The organism is Bacillus sp. UNC41MFS5 (assembly GCF_000686805.1).
The window spans coordinates 346,404-367,064 of sequence record NZ_KK366018.1 but is presented as its reverse complement, the minus strand read 5'-3'; the positions used below and the strand labels follow the sequence as shown (position 1 = coordinate 367,064).

18 protein-coding genes and 1 riboswitch are annotated in these 20,661 nt (G+C 38.4%); of the genes, 14 read left to right on the top strand and 4 right to left on the bottom strand.

What is annotated here, in order from left to right; translation table 11 throughout:
• Positions 1-7 precede the first annotated feature (7 nt).
• On the top strand, positions 8-1,765 hold the full coding sequence (locus BR30_RS0125435) for a bifunctional metallophosphatase/5'-nucleotidase (RefSeq protein WP_081825577.1): 1,758 nt from the start codon (positions 8-10) through the stop codon (positions 1,763-1,765).
• Positions 1,766-1,816: 51 nt separating this feature from the next.
• On the opposite strand, the gene BR30_RS0125430 is transcribed toward BR30_RS0125435, so the two are convergent.
• Positions 1,817-3,499, bottom strand: coding sequence for a membrane protein (locus BR30_RS0125430; RefSeq protein WP_026567473.1), 1,683 nt, complete (start codon positions 3,497-3,499; stop codon positions 1,817-1,819).
• Between the two features lie 167 nt (positions 3,500-3,666).
• Positions 3,667-3,866: riboswitch (cobalamin riboswitch) on the top strand.
• 137 nt (positions 3,867-4,003) lie between these two features.
• On the opposite strand from BR30_RS0125430, the gene BR30_RS0125425 reads away from it, so the two are divergent.
• Genes BR30_RS0125425 through BR30_RS0125415 form a run of 3 tightly spaced genes read left to right on the top strand, consistent with a single transcriptional unit; the run spans position 4,004 to position 7,824 of the window.
• On the top strand, positions 4,004-6,292 hold the full coding sequence (locus BR30_RS0125425; protein ID WP_026567472.1) for a ribonucleoside-diphosphate reductase subunit alpha: 2,289 nt from the start codon (positions 4,004-4,006) through the stop codon (positions 6,290-6,292).
• Positions 6,293-6,328: 36 nt separating this feature from the next.
• Positions 6,329-7,375, top strand: a complete 1,047-nt coding sequence (locus tag BR30_RS0125420) for a ribonucleotide-diphosphate reductase subunit beta (RefSeq protein ID WP_026567471.1) — start codon at positions 6,329-6,331, stop codon at positions 7,373-7,375.
• Positions 7,372-7,824 carry a flavodoxin domain-containing protein gene (locus BR30_RS0125415; protein ID WP_026567470.1) on the top strand — a complete coding sequence of 151 codons (453 nt, stop codon included), beginning with the start codon at positions 7,372-7,374 and terminating at the stop codon, positions 7,822-7,824. Before BR30_RS0125420 ends, BR30_RS0125415 begins: the two co-directional genes overlap by 4 nt.
• 92 nt (positions 7,825-7,916) lie before the next feature.
• Here BR30_RS0125415 and pepF read toward each other — a convergent pair whose 3' ends face one another.
• Entirely contained in the window at positions 7,917-9,731 is a 1,815-nt protein-coding gene (gene pepF, locus BR30_RS0125410; protein ID WP_026567469.1) for an oligoendopeptidase F, read from the bottom strand.
• A 198-nt stretch (positions 9,732-9,929) separates the two neighbouring features.
• Between pepF and BR30_RS0125405 the strand changes: the two genes are divergently transcribed.
• From BR30_RS0125405 to BR30_RS34540, 4 genes are all read left to right on the top strand, one after another.
• A complete protein-coding gene (locus tag BR30_RS0125405; RefSeq protein ID WP_026567468.1) occupies positions 9,930-10,409 on the top strand; it encodes a PaaI family thioesterase in 480 nt (159 codons plus the stop codon).
• A 252-nt stretch (positions 10,410-10,661) separates the two neighbouring features.
• Positions 10,662-11,042 (top strand): CidA/LrgA family protein, encoded by a 381-nt coding sequence (locus BR30_RS0125400; protein WP_026567467.1) that lies wholly within the window; start codon positions 10,662-10,664, stop codon positions 11,040-11,042.
• Positions 11,023-11,715, top strand: coding sequence for an LrgB family protein (locus BR30_RS0125395; RefSeq protein WP_026567466.1), 693 nt, complete (start codon positions 11,023-11,025; stop codon positions 11,713-11,715). Before BR30_RS0125400 ends, BR30_RS0125395 begins: the two co-directional genes overlap by 20 nt.
• A gap of 142 nt (positions 11,716-11,857) precedes the next feature.
• Positions 11,858-12,280 (top strand): hypothetical protein, encoded by a 423-nt coding sequence (locus BR30_RS34540; protein WP_051633774.1) that lies wholly within the window; start codon positions 11,858-11,860, stop codon positions 12,278-12,280.
• A 1-nt stretch (position 12,281) separates the two neighbouring features.
• On the opposite strand, the gene BR30_RS0125385 is transcribed toward BR30_RS34540, so the two are convergent.
• Positions 12,282-13,202, bottom strand: a complete 921-nt coding sequence (locus tag BR30_RS0125385; RefSeq protein ID WP_026567465.1) for a TetR/AcrR family transcriptional regulator — start codon at positions 13,200-13,202, stop codon at positions 12,282-12,284.
• A gap of 184 nt (positions 13,203-13,386) precedes the next feature.
• Between BR30_RS0125385 and BR30_RS0125380 the strand changes: the two genes are divergently transcribed.
• The 3 genes from BR30_RS0125380 (at position 13,387) to BR30_RS0125370 (ending at position 16,494) form a co-directional block, all read left to right on the top strand.
• Positions 13,387-14,925 carry a DHA2 family efflux MFS transporter permease subunit gene (locus tag BR30_RS0125380; RefSeq protein ID WP_026567464.1) on the top strand — a complete coding sequence of 513 codons (1,539 nt, stop codon included), beginning with the start codon at positions 13,387-13,389 and terminating at the stop codon, positions 14,923-14,925.
• A gap of 110 nt (positions 14,926-15,035) precedes the next feature.
• On the top strand, positions 15,036-15,638 hold the full coding sequence (locus BR30_RS0125375; protein WP_026567463.1) for a hypothetical protein: 603 nt from the start codon (positions 15,036-15,038) through the stop codon (positions 15,636-15,638).
• An 82-nt stretch (positions 15,639-15,720) separates the two neighbouring features.
• Positions 15,721-16,494, top strand: a complete 774-nt coding sequence (locus BR30_RS0125370) for a cobalamin-binding protein (protein ID WP_026567462.1) — start codon at positions 15,721-15,723, stop codon at positions 16,492-16,494.
• A gap of 106 nt (positions 16,495-16,600) precedes the next feature.
• On the opposite strand, the gene BR30_RS0125365 is transcribed toward BR30_RS0125370, so the two are convergent.
• Positions 16,601-16,900, bottom strand: a complete 300-nt coding sequence (locus BR30_RS0125365; protein ID WP_026567461.1) for a hypothetical protein — start codon at positions 16,898-16,900, stop codon at positions 16,601-16,603.
• 236 nt (positions 16,901-17,136) lie between these two features.
• Between BR30_RS0125365 and BR30_RS0125360 the strand changes: the two genes are divergently transcribed.
• The 3 genes from BR30_RS0125360 (at position 17,137) to BR30_RS0125350 (ending at position 20,655) form a co-directional block, all read left to right on the top strand.
• Positions 17,137-17,823, top strand: a complete 687-nt coding sequence (locus BR30_RS0125360) for an NAD(P)H-binding protein (protein ID WP_026567460.1) — start codon at positions 17,137-17,139, stop codon at positions 17,821-17,823.
• A 17-nt stretch (positions 17,824-17,840) separates the two neighbouring features.
• Positions 17,841-18,647, top strand: a complete 807-nt coding sequence (locus BR30_RS0125355) for a uroporphyrinogen-III synthase (RefSeq protein WP_026567459.1) — start codon at positions 17,841-17,843, stop codon at positions 18,645-18,647.
• A 637-nt stretch (positions 18,648-19,284) separates the two neighbouring features.
• A complete protein-coding gene (locus BR30_RS0125350) occupies positions 19,285-20,655 on the top strand; it encodes an NAD(P)-dependent oxidoreductase (protein WP_231507806.1) in 1,371 nt (456 codons plus the stop codon).
• Positions 20,656-20,661 lie beyond the last annotated feature (6 nt).

Below are 20,661 nucleotides of genomic sequence, written 5' to 3'. Positions count from 1 at the left end.
TGCATTCATGGATTGGTTTAAAAAAGCATTTATATCGTTAACCCTCGTTATATTAATCGCAGGGTTAGGAAATCTAAGTGTTGCAGCTAGCGACCTTAAAGAGTCAGAACACCCAGATCAAACGATACGTCAATCCCAGTCTGTTGAGGTTAGCAGACAAAAGCCACCAGAAACAAAGAATCAAGGCTTATCAGAAGTCTATCATGGGCACAAATCCGATCGTCCGGAAACGAAAAATCCTAAGAAGAAAAAAGCGCCTGCTGCGAATAATCGTTTCATACCGATTCAATTGTTAGGAATTAATGATTTGCACGGACAATTAAATGTAACTCGGAATGTTAACGGGAAACCAGCTGGCCGGGTAGATTATTTAGCCGCCTATTTAAAACAGCGTGAAGCAGAAAACAAAAATACACTGTTGATTCAAAATGGTGACATGGTTGGAGCCAGCCCGCCAGTTTCTGCCCTTTTACAGGACGAACCGACCATTGAAATCTTGAATAAACTTGGTTTTGATATCGGAACTGTTGGTAATCATGAATTTGATGAAGGGGTCACGGAACTGCTCCGCTTGATTAAGGGTGGATCACATCCGAAAACCGGCAATTTTGCAGGTTCAAATTTTCCATGGATTGTTGCGAATGTAATCGATGAAAAATCTGGAAAAACGATCCTGCCGCCTTACCATGTGATCAAAGTAAATGGGATGCCGATTGGCTTTATCGGTGTTGTCACTACCGAGACACCGACGGTAGTTGTCCCAAGTGGAGTGGCCGGATTAAAGTTCACTGATGAAGTAGAAGCAATCAATCGGAATGTAGCGGAATTGAAAAAACAAGGAGTAAAATCGATCGTTGTTTTAGCGCATAACCCAGGTACTTCAGGTCCAAATGGAGAGAATCCAACTGGGCAGCTGGTGGATATTGCCAATCGTGTCGACGATGAAGTAGATATCATTTTTGGCGGTCATAATCACGCCCATATGAATGCAACCATCGATAATAAGTTAGTGGTCCAATCCTATTCCTATGGCACCGCATTTTCAGATGTGGATATTGAAATTGACCCGAAAACAAAGGAGATTGTCTCAAAAACAGCAGAGATTGTAACCACCTTCCAGGAAGGGATAAAGCCAGACCCAGAGATTAAACAGATGATTGAGGGTTACGAAGCAAAAGTGGAACCTATCGTTAATCGGGTGGTTGGATCTACAGCTGAAAGCTTGACGGCTAAGCAAAATGAGCATGGAGAATCAGTCCTAGGGGATTTCATTGCAGATGCACAAAGAAATGCACTGAAAACAGAGTTCGCGTTTATGAATCCTGGCGGAATTCGAGCAGACATCGATCCTGGCGAGATTACTTGGGGAGAAGTTTACACCGTTCAGCCCTTTAATAATGACCTTGTCAAAATGACGATGACAGGGCAGCAGATTCGTGACTTGCTTAATCAGCAATGGAGTGCAACCAAGACGAACATGCTGCAAATTTCTGGTTTAACATATACTTGGGATGCGAATAAACCAATCGGTCAAAGGATAGTGAGTGTGAAACTGCCAGATGGCACAGAATTAGATCCAAATAAATCTTATTCAGTGACAGCGAATATATTCCTTTCTGGCGGCGGTGACGGATTTACCGTATTCACCCAAGCTCAAAACAAAGAAATCGGTCCTAATGACCTTGATGCGTTAATCAACTTTATCTCAGCGCAACCTAAACCCTTCACATATCGAATTCAAAATCGAATCCAAAGGGTTCAGTAAAAAAATAGGGTGTCAGGCACCAAGTGGTGCCTGACACCCATTTTCGTTTCCCTATTGTAAGGCTTCGATTGCTAAATCTTTGGCGGGAAGGAAGTCTTCGCCGGTGTCGAAGTAGGTGATATTTACTTTATCTCCTTCTTTTAAGTAGATAGCGAGTGGTGATTTTTCCGAAGAAATGATAAAGTTTTGGCGGTTGTTTAATAAGAATGAGACAATGGTGAAATCTCCGTTTTTCTCCTTATAGACTCTCATCACGGTACCGCTGATTTGTTTTTCTTGTGCTTTCGAGCTTCCGTCTACAGTGCCCTTGCCCCTTTGTAAGGCGATTTTATATTGCTTAAGGGCCTCATTTGGGGTACTGGCGTATACGGAAATTTCTGGGTTCGCTGCAGACACGATAAAGTAATTTTGCAGAAAACCATTTGAGTCTAATACAGGTGTTAACCAACTGGCTTCACCATAAAAATTGTAGAGAATCGGCATTTGCCCAAGCCATTTTTTTTCAATAAATTTCTTTTCAATGATCTGCAAGGCCCCTCGTGAATCCATATAAGATTGCTCTGGGTTTCCGGTATAGAATGTTGCTTTTCCTGTCCGTGAGTTGGTCAGCGAGTACCCGAGCATGGAATCGACACCTTCTTTAGGACTGGTAAAATCCGTAAAATAATACATCGTCCCATTTTCATCAAAGATTGGACTTACATTTGACTCAGTTCCTTCATCTGATGGGAGTTTCACGTCGGACTTGCCGAAGACACTATTCCAAAATCCATGAACAAGGTTTCCGTAATAGCTATTTTGCAAACTAACTGCTTCAGGCGAAACCGCACCATCGATAAATTCCGGGACATTTGCTAGTGAATATTCCTCCATTGCTCCATTTTTAGCGTCGACGACGACCAGTCCCTTAGCAGTAAATCCATTTCGTGCGGAAATAAACTCTCCATAAGTACGGATATAAAAGGGTTTTCCATACTCGTCAATTTCTAATTGAACATCGCCAAAGAAAATTTTCTTCGGATACTTCATGCGAATATGCCGCTCGCTATTTTTATTAAAAAAAGAGGAAGGGGTATAAATCATTTCGGACTTGATGAATTTAGGATTAGCGCTAGAATCCGTTGCACTTAAGGTAAAGTAACCAGGTGTACTGTGTCCCTTCCACCATTTAAAAAATCCGGAAAACTCAACGGGGGCAATATACACATAGTCATCGTTGAGCTTTTGAATTTGCAAGTTCCCCAGCTCATAGTAACTGGTGTTCGGTACTTGCCCAAACGCCTTTTTCATTTTGTTCCGAGCAAACTGTGGTGGAACACTGGCAGGTGTTTCTTTCTCATCAAAAGTTTGAATCTCTACCTTTTCATCCATCTTGGCAACTTCATACTTTTGATCAGCATTAAATATAAAAGCGGTTAAGAAATAAATTCCAAGGCCAAGACTTACTAGAAAGAGAAGCCCTTTGATTTTTCTTTCTGTGCCTTTGGCTAGAACGGCGCCAGCAGCAGTTAGAATGATTCCTAACGGCCATACCGAGGTAAAATTTCTATCAAAATTACTAATATAATAGAATACAAACACAGCTAGCATGAGAATCACAATAACAGCAATAAAGACGCCGATTTTTAGTTTTTTTCCTTCTTTTTTACTTGCATGGTCATGTTTAAAAATAGGTATTAGAACAAGTGACGCAGCTATCCCAATAATCAACGTAAATAGTAAAATATTTCCCACAAAAATGCCTCTTTTCGACTTGGTCTTACTTCATATACGTAGACGTAATCTAATAGGTTTCATTATTTAATAAATAATAGACTTGCAATATTTTAGCGACTATACTATTATTAATTACATTGATTCACTACATATTGTTTTAGTTTTTGAAAAACAAACTATATATTGTGTTAGCCTTAAGAGAAGATGCCCATTGTGGCTTAATAGGGAATCTGGTGTAATTCCAGAGCTGCCCCCGCAACTGTAAATGCTGACGAAATGAACAAACCACTGTATAAGATTGTCTAATATATTAGGTACTTATATGGGAAGGGTTCAAAGTAGGTAGAAGCATAAGTCAGGAGACCTGTCTTTCTTAAGATGTTTCAACTTCTTCGGGGATTGAGAAGATGGACGATGGCGACAGGAGGCAATGGATATTATTGTTTTCCTTTTGTAATGTTATCGTTTCATCCGCTCAATTACCGTTGAGCGGATTTTTTTATTATAGGGGGAAATGAAATGATGATTGAGGATCTCCGATCAGAACTTAATTACGTTTTAGAATCTATTGAACAAGTTTCTGCGAAATATCAAATTAATACACTGGAACTTAAAGAACGAATAAGCCAACTTGATGTAACTGGGCTAGAAGCAAACCAACAAGCATTAGTCTATGCCGTGAATCAAATCGCAATGGACCGGCCGGATTGGACATTTGTCGCTGCCCGTTTATATTTAAATGAATTATATGAGAAATCAGCAAAAAACCGGGGGTATAATCGAACTTTAAAATATGGTGACTTTTACCGATTAATAGAAGTATTGACTGATATCGGAATATATTCTAATGATCTTTTAAACTTATATAGTAAAGATGAAATCGACCAACTGGCAAAAGAGATAGATCCAGAAAAAGATTTTTTATTTAATTACATAGGGTTATTTTTACTAGCGGATCGCTATCTTGCCCAAGACCATAATCGAAATGTTTATGAACTTCCCCAGGAACGGTTCATGATTATTGCAATGACGATTATGAAATATGAAAAGAAGTCAGAACGCCTACATCTTGTGAAGGAAGCGTATTGGGCATTAAGTCATTTATATATGACGGTGGCTACCCCGACTTTAGCGAATGCGGGGAAAAGCTTTGGGCAGCTTTCCTCCTGCTTTATTGATACTGTAGATGATTCACTTGACGGCATCTATTTAAATAATTGGGATATTGCCCGGCTTAGTAAAGATGGCGGCGGAATTGGAATCTATTATGGTAAAGTTCGTGCCCTTGGTTCCGATATAAAGAGATTTAAAGGGAACTCATCTGGTGTGGTTCCATGGATAAGATTAGTAAATGATACAGCTGTCAGTGTTGATCAGTTAGGTCAACGTCAAGGTGCCATTGCTATTTACCTTGATTTGTTTCATAAAGATATCATGAACGGGTTTCTTGATTTGAAAACAAATAATGGGGACGAACGCCGCAAAGCCCATGATATTTTCACAGGTGTCTCCATACCCGACCTCTTTATGAAAAAGTTGGAAGAGAAAGATGAACACGGAAGAAGTATAGGACAATGGCATACATTTTGTCCCCATCAAGTAAAACAGATGATGGGCTGGAAGGATGAACAGGGGAACCTGCTTGGACTTGAGGATTTTTATGATGAAACAGATGTTAAGTATTTTACCGAGAAATATGAAGAGGCCGCAGATAATCCGCTACTTCCTCGAAAAACCTATCGTGCAATGGATATCATGACACGGATCATGGTTGCTCAATTAGAAACAGGAACCCCGTACATGTTCTATCGAGATGAAGTAAACAGGCAAAATCCAAATAAGCATGTTTTGGGCAAAGGGCGTACATCCATTTTCTGCAGTAACCTTTGTACAGAAATTGCGCAAAATATGTCTGCAACAACGATTGTTAACGAGTACCAGAATGATGAGGGCCATATCGTGATTGTGCGGAAGCCAGGTGATTTCGTAGTTTGTAATTTATCTTCTATTAATCTAGCTAAAGCAGTACCAGCGAATGTCTTAGAACGTCTCATTCGTATACAAGTAAGAATGCTCGATAACGTGATTGATTTAAATACCATATCGGTTAGACAGGCTCAGGCTACGAATGCAAGGTACAGAGCGGTCGGCCTTGGTACGTTTGGCTGGCACCACTTACTAGCACTAAAAGGGATGTACTGGGAATCCAAAGAGGCAGTTAACTATGCAGATAGTCTGTATGAGGAAATCGCGTTCCATACTATCTGTTCGTCAATGGAACTGGCTAAGGAGAAGGGGGCTTATAGCCAGTTTAGTGGTTCTGAATGGGATACTGGGGAGTATTTTGAACGGAAAGGTTACCAATCAAAAAGGTGGAATGAGTTAAAGAGAGATATAGCAATTCATGGTATAAGAAATGGTTGGTTAATGGCGATTGCACCCAACTCCTCAACGGCGAAGATAGGAGGTTCCACAGATGGAATCGATCCCATCTATTCGGTGGAATATGCAGAGGAAAAGAAGAACTTTAAATTTAAAGTGACCGCACCTGATTTAAATCATAGAACATACGAATATTATCGTCGTGCGAGACATGAATTAGATCAAATTTGGAGTATTAAACAGAATGCGGCACGCGGTCGCCATATTGATCAGGGGATTAGCTTTAACCTCTATGTTCGGCATGATATTAAAGCCAGAGATTTACTTAATCTTCATATGGAAGCTTGGAAGCAGGGTTTAAAGACTACTTATTATGTAAGGAGCACTTCGCAAACAGAAATTGACGAATGTGAGGCATGCCACAGCTAACATCTTTTTGAATAGATTGATAGGAGGAAATATTTTATGGATATTCACATACCACTGCCTAGAATTAAATTGCTAAATCCTGAGTTTCCTAATAAATCAACTGGAATTATTAACGGACAATCATCAGGTCTGCTCAACTGGAATGATATTGCCTACCCGCAGATGTACGATTTATATCAAACTTTGTTATCAAATTTTTGGAAAGCACAAGAAATTAATATGCAAGATGATATTAAGCAGTGGGATCTTCTCAGTGCAACAGAACAAGATGTTTTCCTGCGAATTAATACACAACTCGCTTCATTAGATAGCCTGCAAACACCTACCATGTGTCAAGTGATGGACTATGTAACAGATTCTAGTTTTAAAGCAATATTTGCGGTGATTGCCCAGCAGGAAGCGGTGCATAATGAATCCTATTCCTACATATTAAGTTCTCTAGTGCCAATAAATGAACAAAAAGAACGGTTCAATCAAGCAAAAAATGATCCCATCGTCCAAAAAAGAAACGAACTGATCTTAGATGCTTATGAGAGTTTCCGAGAGAATCCAACACCTCAAAACTTGTTTCAACTTGGTGTGAACTCTATAAATCTTGAAGGTATATATTTTTATGCTGGCTTTGCTTTTTTCTATCATCTTGCCCGCCAGCAAAAAATGCTAAAGACAAGTACGATGATTAGTTATATCCAACGAGATGAAATGCAGCATGCTTATTTTATGGCACAGTTTCTCCGGATTCTCTTAACAGAAAATCCGGAATTGAATACAGAAGCGAATATTGATTATGTGTATACAGCTGTTGGACATGCTGTCCAACTTGAAAAAGAATGGGCCCATGTGATTTTGAAGGATATAGAAGGGATTGAATTGAACGAGTACGAAGAATACACGGAATACCTTGCTAATAAGCGTCTCCGCCAAATTGGATTACAGAACTTATTTAAAGAGAGAGTCAACCCGATGCCTTGGATTCATATTTTCAGTGATGAAATGATGAATGAAACAAAATCCGATTTCTTTGAACAGAAGTCAAGGACATATGCTAAGGTAACACAATCCAACGGTTTCGATGAATTATGAAAATTGCAATTGTATATTGTTCTAAAACTGGAAATACAGAAGAAGTAGTACATACGATTCGGAAGTTATTTTTCGAGATAAAGATGGATGTCACTCTTTTTCGAATAGAGGAATTACAAATTAGGGACATAATCAATTACGAAGCTGTTGTAATTGGAACCTATACTTGGGGAAATGGGGAAATTCCTCACGAAATGATGGAATTATATCGTTCGTTTGAAACAATGGATGTGAAGAGGATCTTGACGGGAATCGTAGGCACAGGAGATAGTTGCTATCCGAAGTTTTGCGGCGCTGTTGATGAATTTAGAGATATGCTGTACGTGCACACAAAATTAATTGCCACCCTGAAGATTGAGGTTAGTTTGCAAAGTTATGACATTGATCGGTGTCGTAAGTTTGTTAGTATTTTTAGAGATCAGTTAAACCAGAAGCAAGCTATAGGATAGAAATTTATGTTGTTTGATTATAGTGTTAAAGCGTGATTACTTCTTGAATATTCAGAAAAAACCCTTGCAGTCAAGGGTTTTTTCTATATCCATTACTGATAAGACTGTTCTAATTCTTCAATTAAAGTGCCTACATACTTTACAGCTTTCCGGATTGGGTCGGGCTTCGACATATCAATGCCCGCATGCTTTAATAACTCAAGTGGTTTCATTGTTCCACCGGCACGGAGAACCTCGAGCCACCTATCAACTGCGGGCTGACCTTCCTCCTGAATCAGTTGAGCAATCGCAGTCGATGCCGTCAATCCAGCAGAATAGGTGTATGGATATAAGCCCATATAATAGTGCGGTTGACGCATCCATGTTAAGCTTGCCCCTTCATCGATTTCAACTGTGTCTCCCCAGAATTCTGATAGGACCGCACTGGTTACTTCCGTTAATTTTTTAGCCGTTAACGCGAGCCCATTTTCGGCAATGGCGTAGATTCTGCGTTGATATTCTGCTTCCAGCAAGTGTGTAACAAAGTTATGATAATAGGTACCTAACAATTGCAGGACAACCCAACGGCGCATTTGTTTATCCTCCGTTTTGGATAGTAAATGCTGACCTAATAACATTTCATTCATGGTAGACGGGGCTTCGATAAAATACATCGATGGACGCACATTCATGATACGCTGATTTTTATTTGCCAAAAAGAAATGTCCTGCATGGCCAAATTCGTGCGCTAAGGTGAAACAGCCGCGCATATTATTCTCCCAAGTGATAAGAATGTAGGGGTGTGAACCATAAGGGCTTGAACAAAAGGCGCCCGTTGATTTTCCTATATTATCAGCAAGATCGACCCAGCGCTCTTTAAATCCTCTTTCAATAATGCTGCTATACTCAGGTCCTATGATTTTTAGAGAATCCAGAATGATTTGACTTGCTTCTTCATAGGTTGTTTCCGGATTAAACTCAGGGTCCAATGGTGCCTTTAAGTCACAAAATAACATCTGATCCAGGCCTAAAATCCGCTTTTTTAACTGAGCGAATTTTCGCATATGAGGTGCTAGTTCTTTATAGATTATGTCAATCTGATTATTGTACATTTCAGGGGTTACCTGGTGCGGTTCAAGAAGCATATGGGTCACAGAATCATACTTTCGTAAACGTGCGAGGGTAACTTGTTTATTGACCTCTGTGGCATATGTTGCTGCCATGGTGTTGCGATATTGTTTTAGCGTTGAGACGAAAGATTGATAGGCTTGTCTGCGGACATCTGTATCAGGCGAGAATTCATAACGACTTTCAAACAATGCAAACGATACAGGTAATTCGTTTCCCTCGCCGTCTTTAATTGGAGCGAACTGCATATCCGCTAACTTTGTCATTTGATAGATTTGATATGGGGCGCCTTGTAGTTCTCCTAGTGCAGCCATTGCTTCTTCTGTTTCGGGTGACAACTTATGCTTTTTTGCTTGAAGGAGGTCAATTAAGTTTTGCCTAAATGCTGCTAGCTCAGGTTCTTCTTTGAGGTATTGTTCAACCGTTCCTTCTTCAAACGCAAGAATTTCAGAGTCAATAAATGATAAAGCAGCAATACTTCTTGTTCGTAATGCAGAAAACTTCGCCATATTTGCTTGATTTATGGAATCAGATCCATCCGCCGATTGCTTTAAACTGGCAAAGGTCCAAGCTTTTATAATCCGCATCGATAATTGTTCTTGTGCACATAAGCAATCCAATAAAAATTTAGAACTAATGTGTAATGTGCCTTTAAATCTATGAAACTGTGCAATCTGTTTTTCTATCTCTATCAATTCGGATTCCCAAGCTTCTTCTGACAAAAATAAATCATCTAGGTTCCAAGTTAAATCCTCTGGGACTTCTGCACGAGTCAGTCGTCTTTCCACCGTTTTTCCCATCAATAATCGCCTCCTATAGTCTTTCGAAATACTAAATATAATCTTATATTATTTGAAAATTAAGTCAAATGATTGTTGGTGTCAGGCACCATGTGAAAAAAGTTCATATTTCAAATATTTAGTTAATTGATTGACCTGTGAATTTTTCCAATGCTATCATATAAATGAAAGCGTTTTCTGAGAAGGAGGAGAGGTTGAATGGAAGAGATGGTTGTAAATGCAATTCAAGATGATTATCCAGATGATTTTGCCTGGTGTTATGGCTGTGGTCGTTTGAATGAAGGGGGACATCATTTTCGGACTGGCTGGCAGGGTGAGCAGACAGTAACTATTTTCACACCAGAAAAAGAGCATTTAGCACTTCCTGGTTTTGTTTATGGCGGCATTGTTGCCTCATTAATAGATTGTCATGGAACAGGGTCTGCTTCATTGGCACTCCATCAAAAAAATGGACATGAGATTGGTGATGGAGCGGAACCTCCTAGGTTCGTAACGGCTTCCTTAAATGTGAACTTTCTTAAGCCCACTCCACATGGTATACCTTTAAAAGCAATCGGTAGCGTACATGAAATACACCCTAAAAAGTTTAAGGTTGAGACAGAAGTGTATGCGAACGATATTCTATGTGCTCGTGGAGAGGTCGTCGCTGTTGTCATGCCTAAAACTTTCCTTAAATAGCTATTTACATATTCAGTTTTAGCCGTTCCTACTAATCGGAAACGGCTTTTTTTATTTATAAAGGCAACACCAAAATAAAAGTGAGTTATTCTAACATGATGTAAATCTATTTTTAAAAATCTATGTTAGAAACCATTCCACATTTACAGAAAAGATCAAAAAGATATGCCATACTGACTGTAGAGTTTTAAATTGTGACCCTACATGTAAGTAAAACAGGGTTATTTAGTCTTAAGCAAGGGGGTGAGCCGAATGGTTCGTACAATTGCTCAGTTTATCACAATTCTATTAATATATTTAACTGGAACAAGGCTCGTTGCTTGGCTTGAACTTCCTGTCCCTGGAAGTATTGTTGGTATGGCACTTTTATTTATGGCATTGGTGACAGGTGTATGTAAGCTCCAATGGGTTGAAGCTACAGCCCAACTGCATATTAAACATATTACACTTTTATTTATTCCATTTATAATAGGTGTTTGGCATTTTGCAGGGATTTTTAAAGTAGAAGGAATCAAATTAGCCATCATCCTTGCAGCGAGCAGCCTGGTTGTTCTTCTTGTGACAGCTTTTATGGCTGAGTATTTGGAAACTAAAAGGAAAAGGAGTAGTCAAAATGGGAACAATAATCTCTAATATATTACTATGTACCAGTATAACTGTAATAAGTTATGCAGCAGGAAATAAGGTATTTAAAACGTATAACAAGGCATGGTTAAATCCGTTATATACGGTAACAGTGTTCATCATGTGTTTATTGACACTTTCTCATGTACAAGTGGCCCAATATTCATCTGGAACCGGGTTATTCTCACTTTTATTAGGAACAGCCACAGTGTCACTCGCTGTTCCATTATACAAACATGTGAGAATTATTAAGAAAAATTTCCTGATTATTTTCTGGGCGGTCATGCCAGGCACATTAACAGGTGTACTATCAATTATCTTGTTGACGAAGTATTTGCACATGAATAAGGAAATTATGTTGTCGCTTATTCCAAAATCGGTCACAGCTCCAATTGCTCTGTCTATATCCCAGTCATTAGGAGGGATTCCGTCTCTGACAATTTTATTTGTCTGTATATCTGCGGTTTTTTCATTAATGATTGGTCCATTTCTTTTAAATGTAACCAGGATTAGAAGTGGAATTGCAAAGGGGTTAGCATTAGGAACATCTGCACAGGCAATTGGTGCTAATCGTGCATTTGAATGGGGAGAATTAGAAGGGGTAATGGGGAGCATTGCGATGATTACCTCCGCGTTGATCATGTCTGTTATGATCCCCCTATTTTTACAATTTTCCCTTTGAAAAATAACTTTTAATGCGAATTTATAGTCCAAAACCGTCCTTTCTAAAAACAATTTTAATGAAAATGAAATATTTCTATCCGAAACCAAAATTACCCATCCTTCGTCAAATTATATATAGAGATATATAAGGAGGCGAACGGGTGGAGGGGATTAGAAAAATGGCCGTTACCTTAGTAATCGTTTCGGTCATAGGATGTGGTCTAGTTGTCAGCAGTTTTGGTTCTGTACTTTTTCAGGAGGGGAATCCGATACCATTAATGATTTCTGCTTTAAAGCTTCACTTTTCTGATTCTGAATTTGAACTTTTCTCAAAAACAGAGAAACGAAGCAAATTTTTATCGGAAAGTAATGGAAATAGTAATTATCATGTTGTAAAAAAATATATGAAATCAAAAGGGTGGAAGTTTCAAGAACAGATGGGTTCAGGGCTTATATTTACAAAAAATGGTGAAGATGCAATCGTAGTGGTAAAACAATATTCACGGAATTACTTTATTTGGGAAATTCAACAACGCTTTTCAAATGATAAAAGCCTTACATATACAAAAACCCCTAATCCTTAGATTAGGGGTTTGCGTCTTCCGACTCCATAGAACTATAAAAAGCCTCAATCAGTTCATTAAGCTGTTCAAGTTCCTTTTTCCAAAGTGAAGCAGGGTTCTGCTTTAAAGAAAACAAAGTACTTTGAATAAGAAACTTTCTTGGGGATCTTGTATGGATGATTTCTTCTTGTATAAAATCCAAAAGTTCATTGTATTTGTTTTGTTCTTCTACATCCTGAATGCTCTTCGTTATTAACACCCTTAATGTTAAGGCTACTTTCACCAACTGAGTCAATATCTCATGATTGTTTTGTTGGCAGCCAGGGACCCATTTTTCTAAAGTTTTAGGTTCAATTAATTGCTCCCCTGATTCAGCAACTTCATCAACCATTTTAACCATTCGCGCTACACAGTAGCGGACCACACTGCTTACTTTTTCACCCGATTCATGGGCTAATCGATTGTATTGAATATTATATTGTATTATCCCCTGAAACATAATCGCACAGTCCAAGAGGAATGGTGTTTTGTCTTCGCCGAAGATGTCGATAAACCGATTGTAATACCAACGAAGCGAACTTAAACGGGCCCGTTGGATATATTGTTTGAGATCTGCGTCATTAGATGCTAATACTTCCTCGTATAGGGCAAGTAATTTATTTTTCCTATTAGAAATCATTTGTAATTCCACTTGCTTAATGAAAATCTCAATACTAGAAGGGTTCTGGCCGATTAATAAATCGTTTCGGTCCTTTTCTAGTTTCTTATAAATTGTTTTATAAATAGCGATTAATAATTCGCTTTTAGAAGAAAAATAATTATAAAATGTTCCTTTAGAAATCCCGCTATAGTCTAAAATATCCTGGATAGACGTTGCTTGGAACCCTTTTTCGATGAATAATTGATGAGCCATATTTACGACATGCAGTTTTCGGTCATTCATAAAATCACCACTTATTTCAAATTGTACTAATAGTATAAAAATATAGTACATTATTTAAAGCATGAATACAAACCCATAATTTTGCAGGTTTTTTTAATTGCAAAAATTGAACTCAGCGTATATTATTATCTAAGTGTGAAATAGGGGTATAAATATTTGAACATTTATTATAGGGGGAAACTTAATGGAACAATCCATAAAAAAGACTGCACGCCCACCGTACGGAGTTCTTGCCGTACTGATTATCGGAGCTTTTATTGCATTCTTAAATAATACATTATTAAATATAGCACTGCCTTCGATTATGACTGACTTAAAAATTGACCCATCAACTGGTCAGTGGTTGATAACCGGTTTTATGTTAGTTAATGGAATCTTGATTCCATTATCAGCATTTTTAATTCAAAAATTTTCTGTCCGTCAATTATTCCTAGCAGCTATGCTTTTATTTACGTTAGGAACCGTATTAGCCGGCTTTGCACATGCATTTCCACTGTTATTATCTGGTCGGATGATTCAGGCTTCTGGGTCAGCGATTATGATGCCGTTGTTAATGAATGTAATGTTAACGAGTTTTCCTGTTGAAAAACGTGGACTCGCAATGGGGGTTTTCGGGTTAGTATTAATGTTTGCTCCAGCAATTGGACCGACATTATCTGGTTGGATTATTGAACATTACGACTGGAGAATGCTCTTCCATTTTGTCACACCAATCGCGATTCTCGTCGTATTGATTGGCTTTTTCTTACTCAAAGATAAAAAAGATAAGGTGGATATACGTCTTGATTTCTTATCTGTGGTGTTATCAAGCATAGGTTTCGGCGGAATACTTTATGGATTTAGTTCAGCTGGTAAAGAAGGATGGGATAGTCCTCAGGTTTATGGGACGCTTGCTGTTGGGCTCATTTCATTGGTAACATTTATTTTGCGTCAATTAAGACAAGAACGGCCACTTCTTAACTTCCGGATTTATAGATACCCAATGTTTGCTTTATCTTCTGCTATATCCATGGTAGTTACAATGGCGATGTTTTCAGGGATGCTTCTTCTGCCAATTTATGTCCAAAATATTCGCGGAATTTCCCCGATAGATGCGGGTTTATTGTTGTTACCAGGGGCAGTTTTAATGGCCATTATGATGCCGATTACAGGTAAACTTTTTGATAAGTTCGGTGGTCGTGCACTAGCTATAATTGGTTTAGCGATTACAGTAATAACAAGTTATTTATTTAGTAAATTAACACTCGAAACCACATATACTCATTTAATTATTTTATACACGATTCGTATGTTAGGTTTTTCGATGATAAATATGCCAGTGACGACAAATGGTTTAAACCAGTTACCAGCACGTTTTTATCCACACGGGACAGCGATGAACAATACGATGTCGCAGGTATCTGGTGCGATAGGGACAGCGTTATTGGTAACGGTGATGACAACCCGTGCTAAAACACATGCTACTGAACTTATTGCTGCTGCTAAAAAGGCTGTACCAAATCCGTCAGTCAAAATAACAGAAGCAATGCAATTAAAAATGCAGCATGATATTCAAATGAAAGCGATGTTGGAAGGTATTAATGATGCATTCTTTGTTACCGTCTTTATCGCTGGTCTTGCATTGGTGCTAGCATTATTTATTAAACGCGCGAAGCAAGCGGAAGATCCAGGGGATGTAAAACCTTCTACACAGAAGGTAAAGGCTAAATTAGCGGAAAATTAAACATAAATGATGGGGGTGACTATAAAGTCACCTCTATTTTTTTGTTTCTTTTCGTTTTATAGTAGAATAAGGGGTACAAGGAACTGTGAAAATAAGGAGGATCATATTTGATGATAAAAGACCATATCCAACAATTCATAGATGAACAACAATCCAATCAAAAGACAGAGTCGATCACACTTTTTAAAGAAGAAAAGGAGTATGCTGAAAAAAACCAACTAGCTGCTGATCTACAACTTTCCGAACAAGATGCGAGTATTCGATTCGCCGACGCCTACATAGAGCGATGTGATAAAGAAACTGAAAACATGTTGAAGAATGAATCATCAGCATTTTTAAATGAGCGCCTTGATTACCTAAAAAAGCATAAAAATGAGTTTATTTATGTTGAATCAAATTGGTTTGATTTAATTAGCGTCGAAGCGGTTTCTTTAGAAGCAGATGATGTGTTTGGAACCTATGATGTCATGTTAGGTTTAAAGCTACAAAAGAAATTTGATAAGACCTTAAAGGAAAATTTGAATAGCCTCCTAAACGGGGATGAAGCAAAATTTGATTTAATGTTCAGTCAAGATGATGGCTTATGGAATTTGAATTTCGCCTTAAATTATGTCGAAGGTTACAAGGATGAGTTAACCATTGGTGAGGCGTTTCAGCTCATTTATCGCTTTTTATTTCAGTTGGTGGAATCGGTCGAAAGGGAGCGAAAATAAATTTAGTCAAAAACGCATGGAAGTAATTGATCCATGCGTTTTATGATTCATCTTTCTAAAAAGAGAGGAGAGATGTTAAAGGATGCGAGTCATATCCTTATGCCCGAGTAATACGGAAATTATTGAATATCTGGGATTAACACATGTATTGGTAGGAGTCGACGACTTTTCCGATTGGCCATCTTCAATCGAAAGTCTACCTAAATTGGGTCCCGATTTGTCAATTAACATGGATTTGGTTGAAGAGTTACAGCCAGATTTGGTCCTTGCTTCTTTAAGTGTTCCAGGAATGGAGAAAAATGTGGAAGCTTTACAGAGACGAGGAATTCCGCATCTTGTGCTAAATCCGCAATCACTAACAGACATTGAAAAGGATTTAAAGACAACGTCTGATGCACTAGGAGAGCATGAACGTGGAGTAGAGGCTGCCAAGCAATTTCGTTTCCGCCTTGAAAAAGTAAAACAAAGGTGCTCGAATCTTAGATACCGGCCAAGTTTGTACTGGGAGTGGTGGCCAAAACCGATTTTTACACCAGGAAAAATAAACTGGCTAACGGAGATTTCCGAGGCTGCTGGGGCAGTGAATATCTTTCAGGATGTGGATCTAGCAAGTGTTCAGACGGAATGGGAGGATGTATTAAGTCGTAAACCCGATTTCATTTGTCTTGCTTGGGTAGGAGTGAGAAAAGAAAAAATCCACAAAAGCATTGTTAAGAAGCGGGATGGATTTGAAAAACTAGGATATGAAAGTGATGATCGAATTCTAATTCTTGAGGAAGAGCTCTACTGCAGACCCTCTCCAAGGCTTATTGAGGGATTAGAAAGATTAGTAGAGTTAATCCATAAAGTTCAATGATTACCATTGTAATGTTTAGGGTTAAATGAATAAGTCTTAAGTGGATTGAAAAGGTGATTTTACAGTCAAAATGAAAAGGGAGGGTTTAGTAGCCCTCCCCAAAAATTCAACTAAATTCTTGCTCTGAAATCGAGATCGCCGAACCTGTTGAAGTATGTGCGTTTATCCATCCTAGCGAGGTTTCCGAAACATTCGTCCAATCGGGTATGACATCCTTATGCTGCTCGACCCAACTCATACAGTATTGTGGATCAATATTATAATCAAGGCACTGGGCTAAGAAAGTTCGGATGGTGTCTTGATTACAATTCTGCCATGACCCACATGTATTACTCCACACATTTTCCATTTTCGTTTGCAGTGAAACCTCATTAATAAAATTACTAAATTGGAAATCGGTTGGCATATATATTCCTCCTTTATAAAAAATTCACATTCTTAAGTATGTCCAATCTGAAAATAATTGAACAAAAATCCACCTATTAATTCAAAAAACGAATATCAAATGAGTTTTATAACTGCCTTTTTATATTTATACAAAAAGGTAAAATTATACTGATGAGGATGAATATTCTTCATTATTCCTAGAGATTGTGTAATAATCTTAATAAAGCAGTTGGGTGGATTAAAAGGAGACTAGACATGGAAAACAAAAGAAAAACAGCTTTAATACTAGGTGCTACCGGACTAGTAGGAAATGAATTGGTAAAAATCCTCATCCAACAAAAAAATTATGAAAAAATCCATTTGTTGGTACGAAGACCAATTGTAAGTCATGATCCTGCATGTGAAGTGCATGTTGTTGATTTTGAGCAACTTCATACATACCGAGAATTATTTCAGGTAACGGACGTCTTTTGCTGTTTAGGAACAACCATTAAAAAAGCAAAAAGTAAAGAAGCCTTTAGAAAAGTAGATTATGAATATCCAGTCGAAGCAGCTAAAATAGCGAATGTAAGCGAGGTAGAGAAATTTCTTATTATTACCGCAATGGGAGCAAATGCTAAATCAAGTATTTTTTATAATCGAGTGAAGGGTGAAGTTGAAGAATCTTTAGATAATTTAAGTTTACCATCTGTACATATTTTTAGGCCATCACTTTTATTAGGGGAAAGAACAGAATTTCGTTTCGGCGAAAAAATTGCCGCAAAAACAAGTGCTCTTATCAATGTACTCATGGTTGGTCCATTAGGACCTTATAAAGCCATTGAAGCTAAAAACGTTGCAACGGCAATGGCAGCAGTAGCCATAGTTGGGAAGAGTGGGATGAATATTTATCCATCGCATAAGATTGATCAAATCGCAAAAGAAAAAAATATTATTATTTAGTCTGAGAGGTAAGTATGATGGAAAAGGGTTTGACCGGAAAGCAAGTTGTTATCTGTGGATCGCGAAAAATAGAAGAAATAAGTACACTAATTGAAAAACAGGGAGGTGTTCCTCTCATTCGACCCCTTCAAGGGACAGTATTTTTAGCCGAGAAAGAAGTAGAATCAGATTTACGTGAATTCGTGGAAAATGGGGCTGATTGGGTGATTTTCACCACTGGGATTGGCTTTGAGACACTTGTGGATTTAGCAACAAAACTTGGATTAAGTGATTCATTTTTAAAGAATATTCGTGAAGCTAAGATCGCCTCGAGAGGATACAAAACACTCTCTGCTCTGAAAAAATATGATTTGAAACCACTTGTGGTCGATGTGGATGGAACAACGAAAGGATTAGCACTTGCACTCGATAACGTAGATTTCTCTGGAACGAGAGTTATGGTCCAACTCCATGGTGAAACAGCACCTGCATTAACAAAATTCTTAGAAGAGCGCGGGGCAACTGTAAAAAAGATCCTTCCTTATCAGCATATTGCACCTGAAAATGAGACAGTAGATCGGTTGATACATGAACTGCAGTTTGATAAGTGTGACGCAGTTTGCTTTACCACAGCAACCCAGGTACACTCGCTTTTTGAATATGCAAGAGAACATAATACCTATGCAGATATCGTTGCCGCTTTCAATGAAAAGGTCGTTGCCGGAGCGGTTGGGAAAGTAACCGAAGCAGCTTTAAAAGATGAGGGAATCGAAAGAATTGTGGTTCCTGAAAAGGAAAGAATGGGGGCAATGGTGGTCGAGTTAGCTAAATATTTTCTGAATTAAACAGCTTTAAGTGTACCTCCTTTACGGTTGGTACACTTTTTTTCGAAAGGACAGGGATGCAAGAATAGTAGAAAATGTCGAGAAGTTTTTACTCGAGCTGTATCAAGGATTTTATTTTTTTAAGAGAAAAGAAGTCCAATTAAACAAGTAAAATTCAAATAATCAAACCTTCCGGAGCCACCAAATAAAGTATGTAAGAAAAATTGACAATTCGATATATTATTACAATTTTTTTGGTATCATTATGTTAAATTGAAAAAGTATTCAGAAAAGAATACAAAAAAGCTTGCCCTCTGTTAAAACTTTATCTAATATTCCCTTTTAACGCTAACATACATCAATGCTCCCTCTCTGATTCTACATACTTAGGAGACATCTTACTTTTTTACATAATGGTTAATTTATTGCATGCATTATTTTACAGATTGTCAGGTGAAATGCCTATAAACAGTCTGTAAAATTAAAATAAGATGCAGAATTTTCTGCAAAATACATATATGCACAAAAGGAGTTGGTCCCTTTTTGGTAGTATTCAATTATTAAAGCGCTTACATTCCGATTCCAGTAAAAAAACAGGACAACTTTCTGCCTTCAAAAAGTTTTGAAAAATCGATATATAAATGAAGGAGGTTTCTCTATGGCGAATGATAAAATGCAGCGCATTTCCTTATCTAATCTTGAAAAGAACTTTCTAGAAGTGGAAAGTGGGCTGACAAACCGAGAGGCTGTTGAAGAATCCAATCGCTGCCTCTATTGCTATGATGCTCCGTGTATTAAAGCCTGTCCGACAGGTATTGATATTCCTACCTTTATTAAAAAAATTGCTTCAGGAAACTTATTAGGATCTGCCAAAACAATTATGTCATCCAATCCTGTCGGCGCAAGTTGTTCGCGGGTATGTCCTACTGAAGAATTATGTGAAGGGGCTTGCGTCCTAAATCACTCTACTAAACCAATTATGATTGGTAATTTACAAAGATATGCCACTGATTGGGCAATGGTAAATAATCAGACACTTTTTCAACCGGGTCAAGCCAATGGAAGAAAAGTGGCTGTCATCGGCGGGGGGCCGGCCGGACTATCCGCAGCAAGAGAACTGGCAAGGTTAGGATACGAGGTTACGATTTTCGAAGGTTCCGAGAAAGCGGGCGGTTTAAATACGTACGGAATTGTTTCTTTCCGGTTACCGCAAAGAATTTCTTTCTGGGAAGTTGAACAAGTTGAGAAATTGAATGTCGATATTCGAACTAACACGGTGGTCGGTAAGGATATATCTGTAGAAGAAATCACTGGAAAGTTTGATTATATCATCCTGGCAGTAGGTATGGCACATGTACCAAACCTTGGTGTGGAAGGTGAAAACCTAGCGGGAGTTTATGATGCAATTGAATTTGTCAAAGCAACCAAAAGCGGTCAGTTATCTGAAGACTTTGTAGGAAAACGCGTTGTTGTCATTGGGGCGGGAAATACCGCGATTGATGGGGCAACCTGTTCTGTCCGGTTAGGAGCAGAAAACGTCAAAATCCTATATCGAAGAACGGAAGAAGAAATGACCGCTTATGACTTTGAATATGAATTTGCCAAACAGGACGGTGTGGAATTCCGCTGGTTAACGGCTCCAAAACGGATTATTGGTGATGAAACTGGTAAGGTGATTGGCATTGAGTGTATCAAAATGGAACTTGGTGAGCCTGAAAAAGATGGTCGACGACGTCCAACAGCCATTGAAGGGTCAGAGCATATCCTTCCGGTCGATGCCGTGGTGAAAGCGATTGGTCAAACTAGACATCTTAACCTGATTGAAGAGTTCGGCATAGAGCATAATGGCGGGGTTGTCAAGGTCGATTCTGAAACCTTACAAACCTCCAACCCAAAAGTATTTGCATGCGGAGATGTTGTGTTTGGAAAAGGAAATGGAGACGCCATGGTCGTTACCGCTGCACAACAGGGGAAAGATGTGGCTTATGCGATTCATAAGCAATCTTCCTTCGTCGGGACGGCAAAATAATATCTC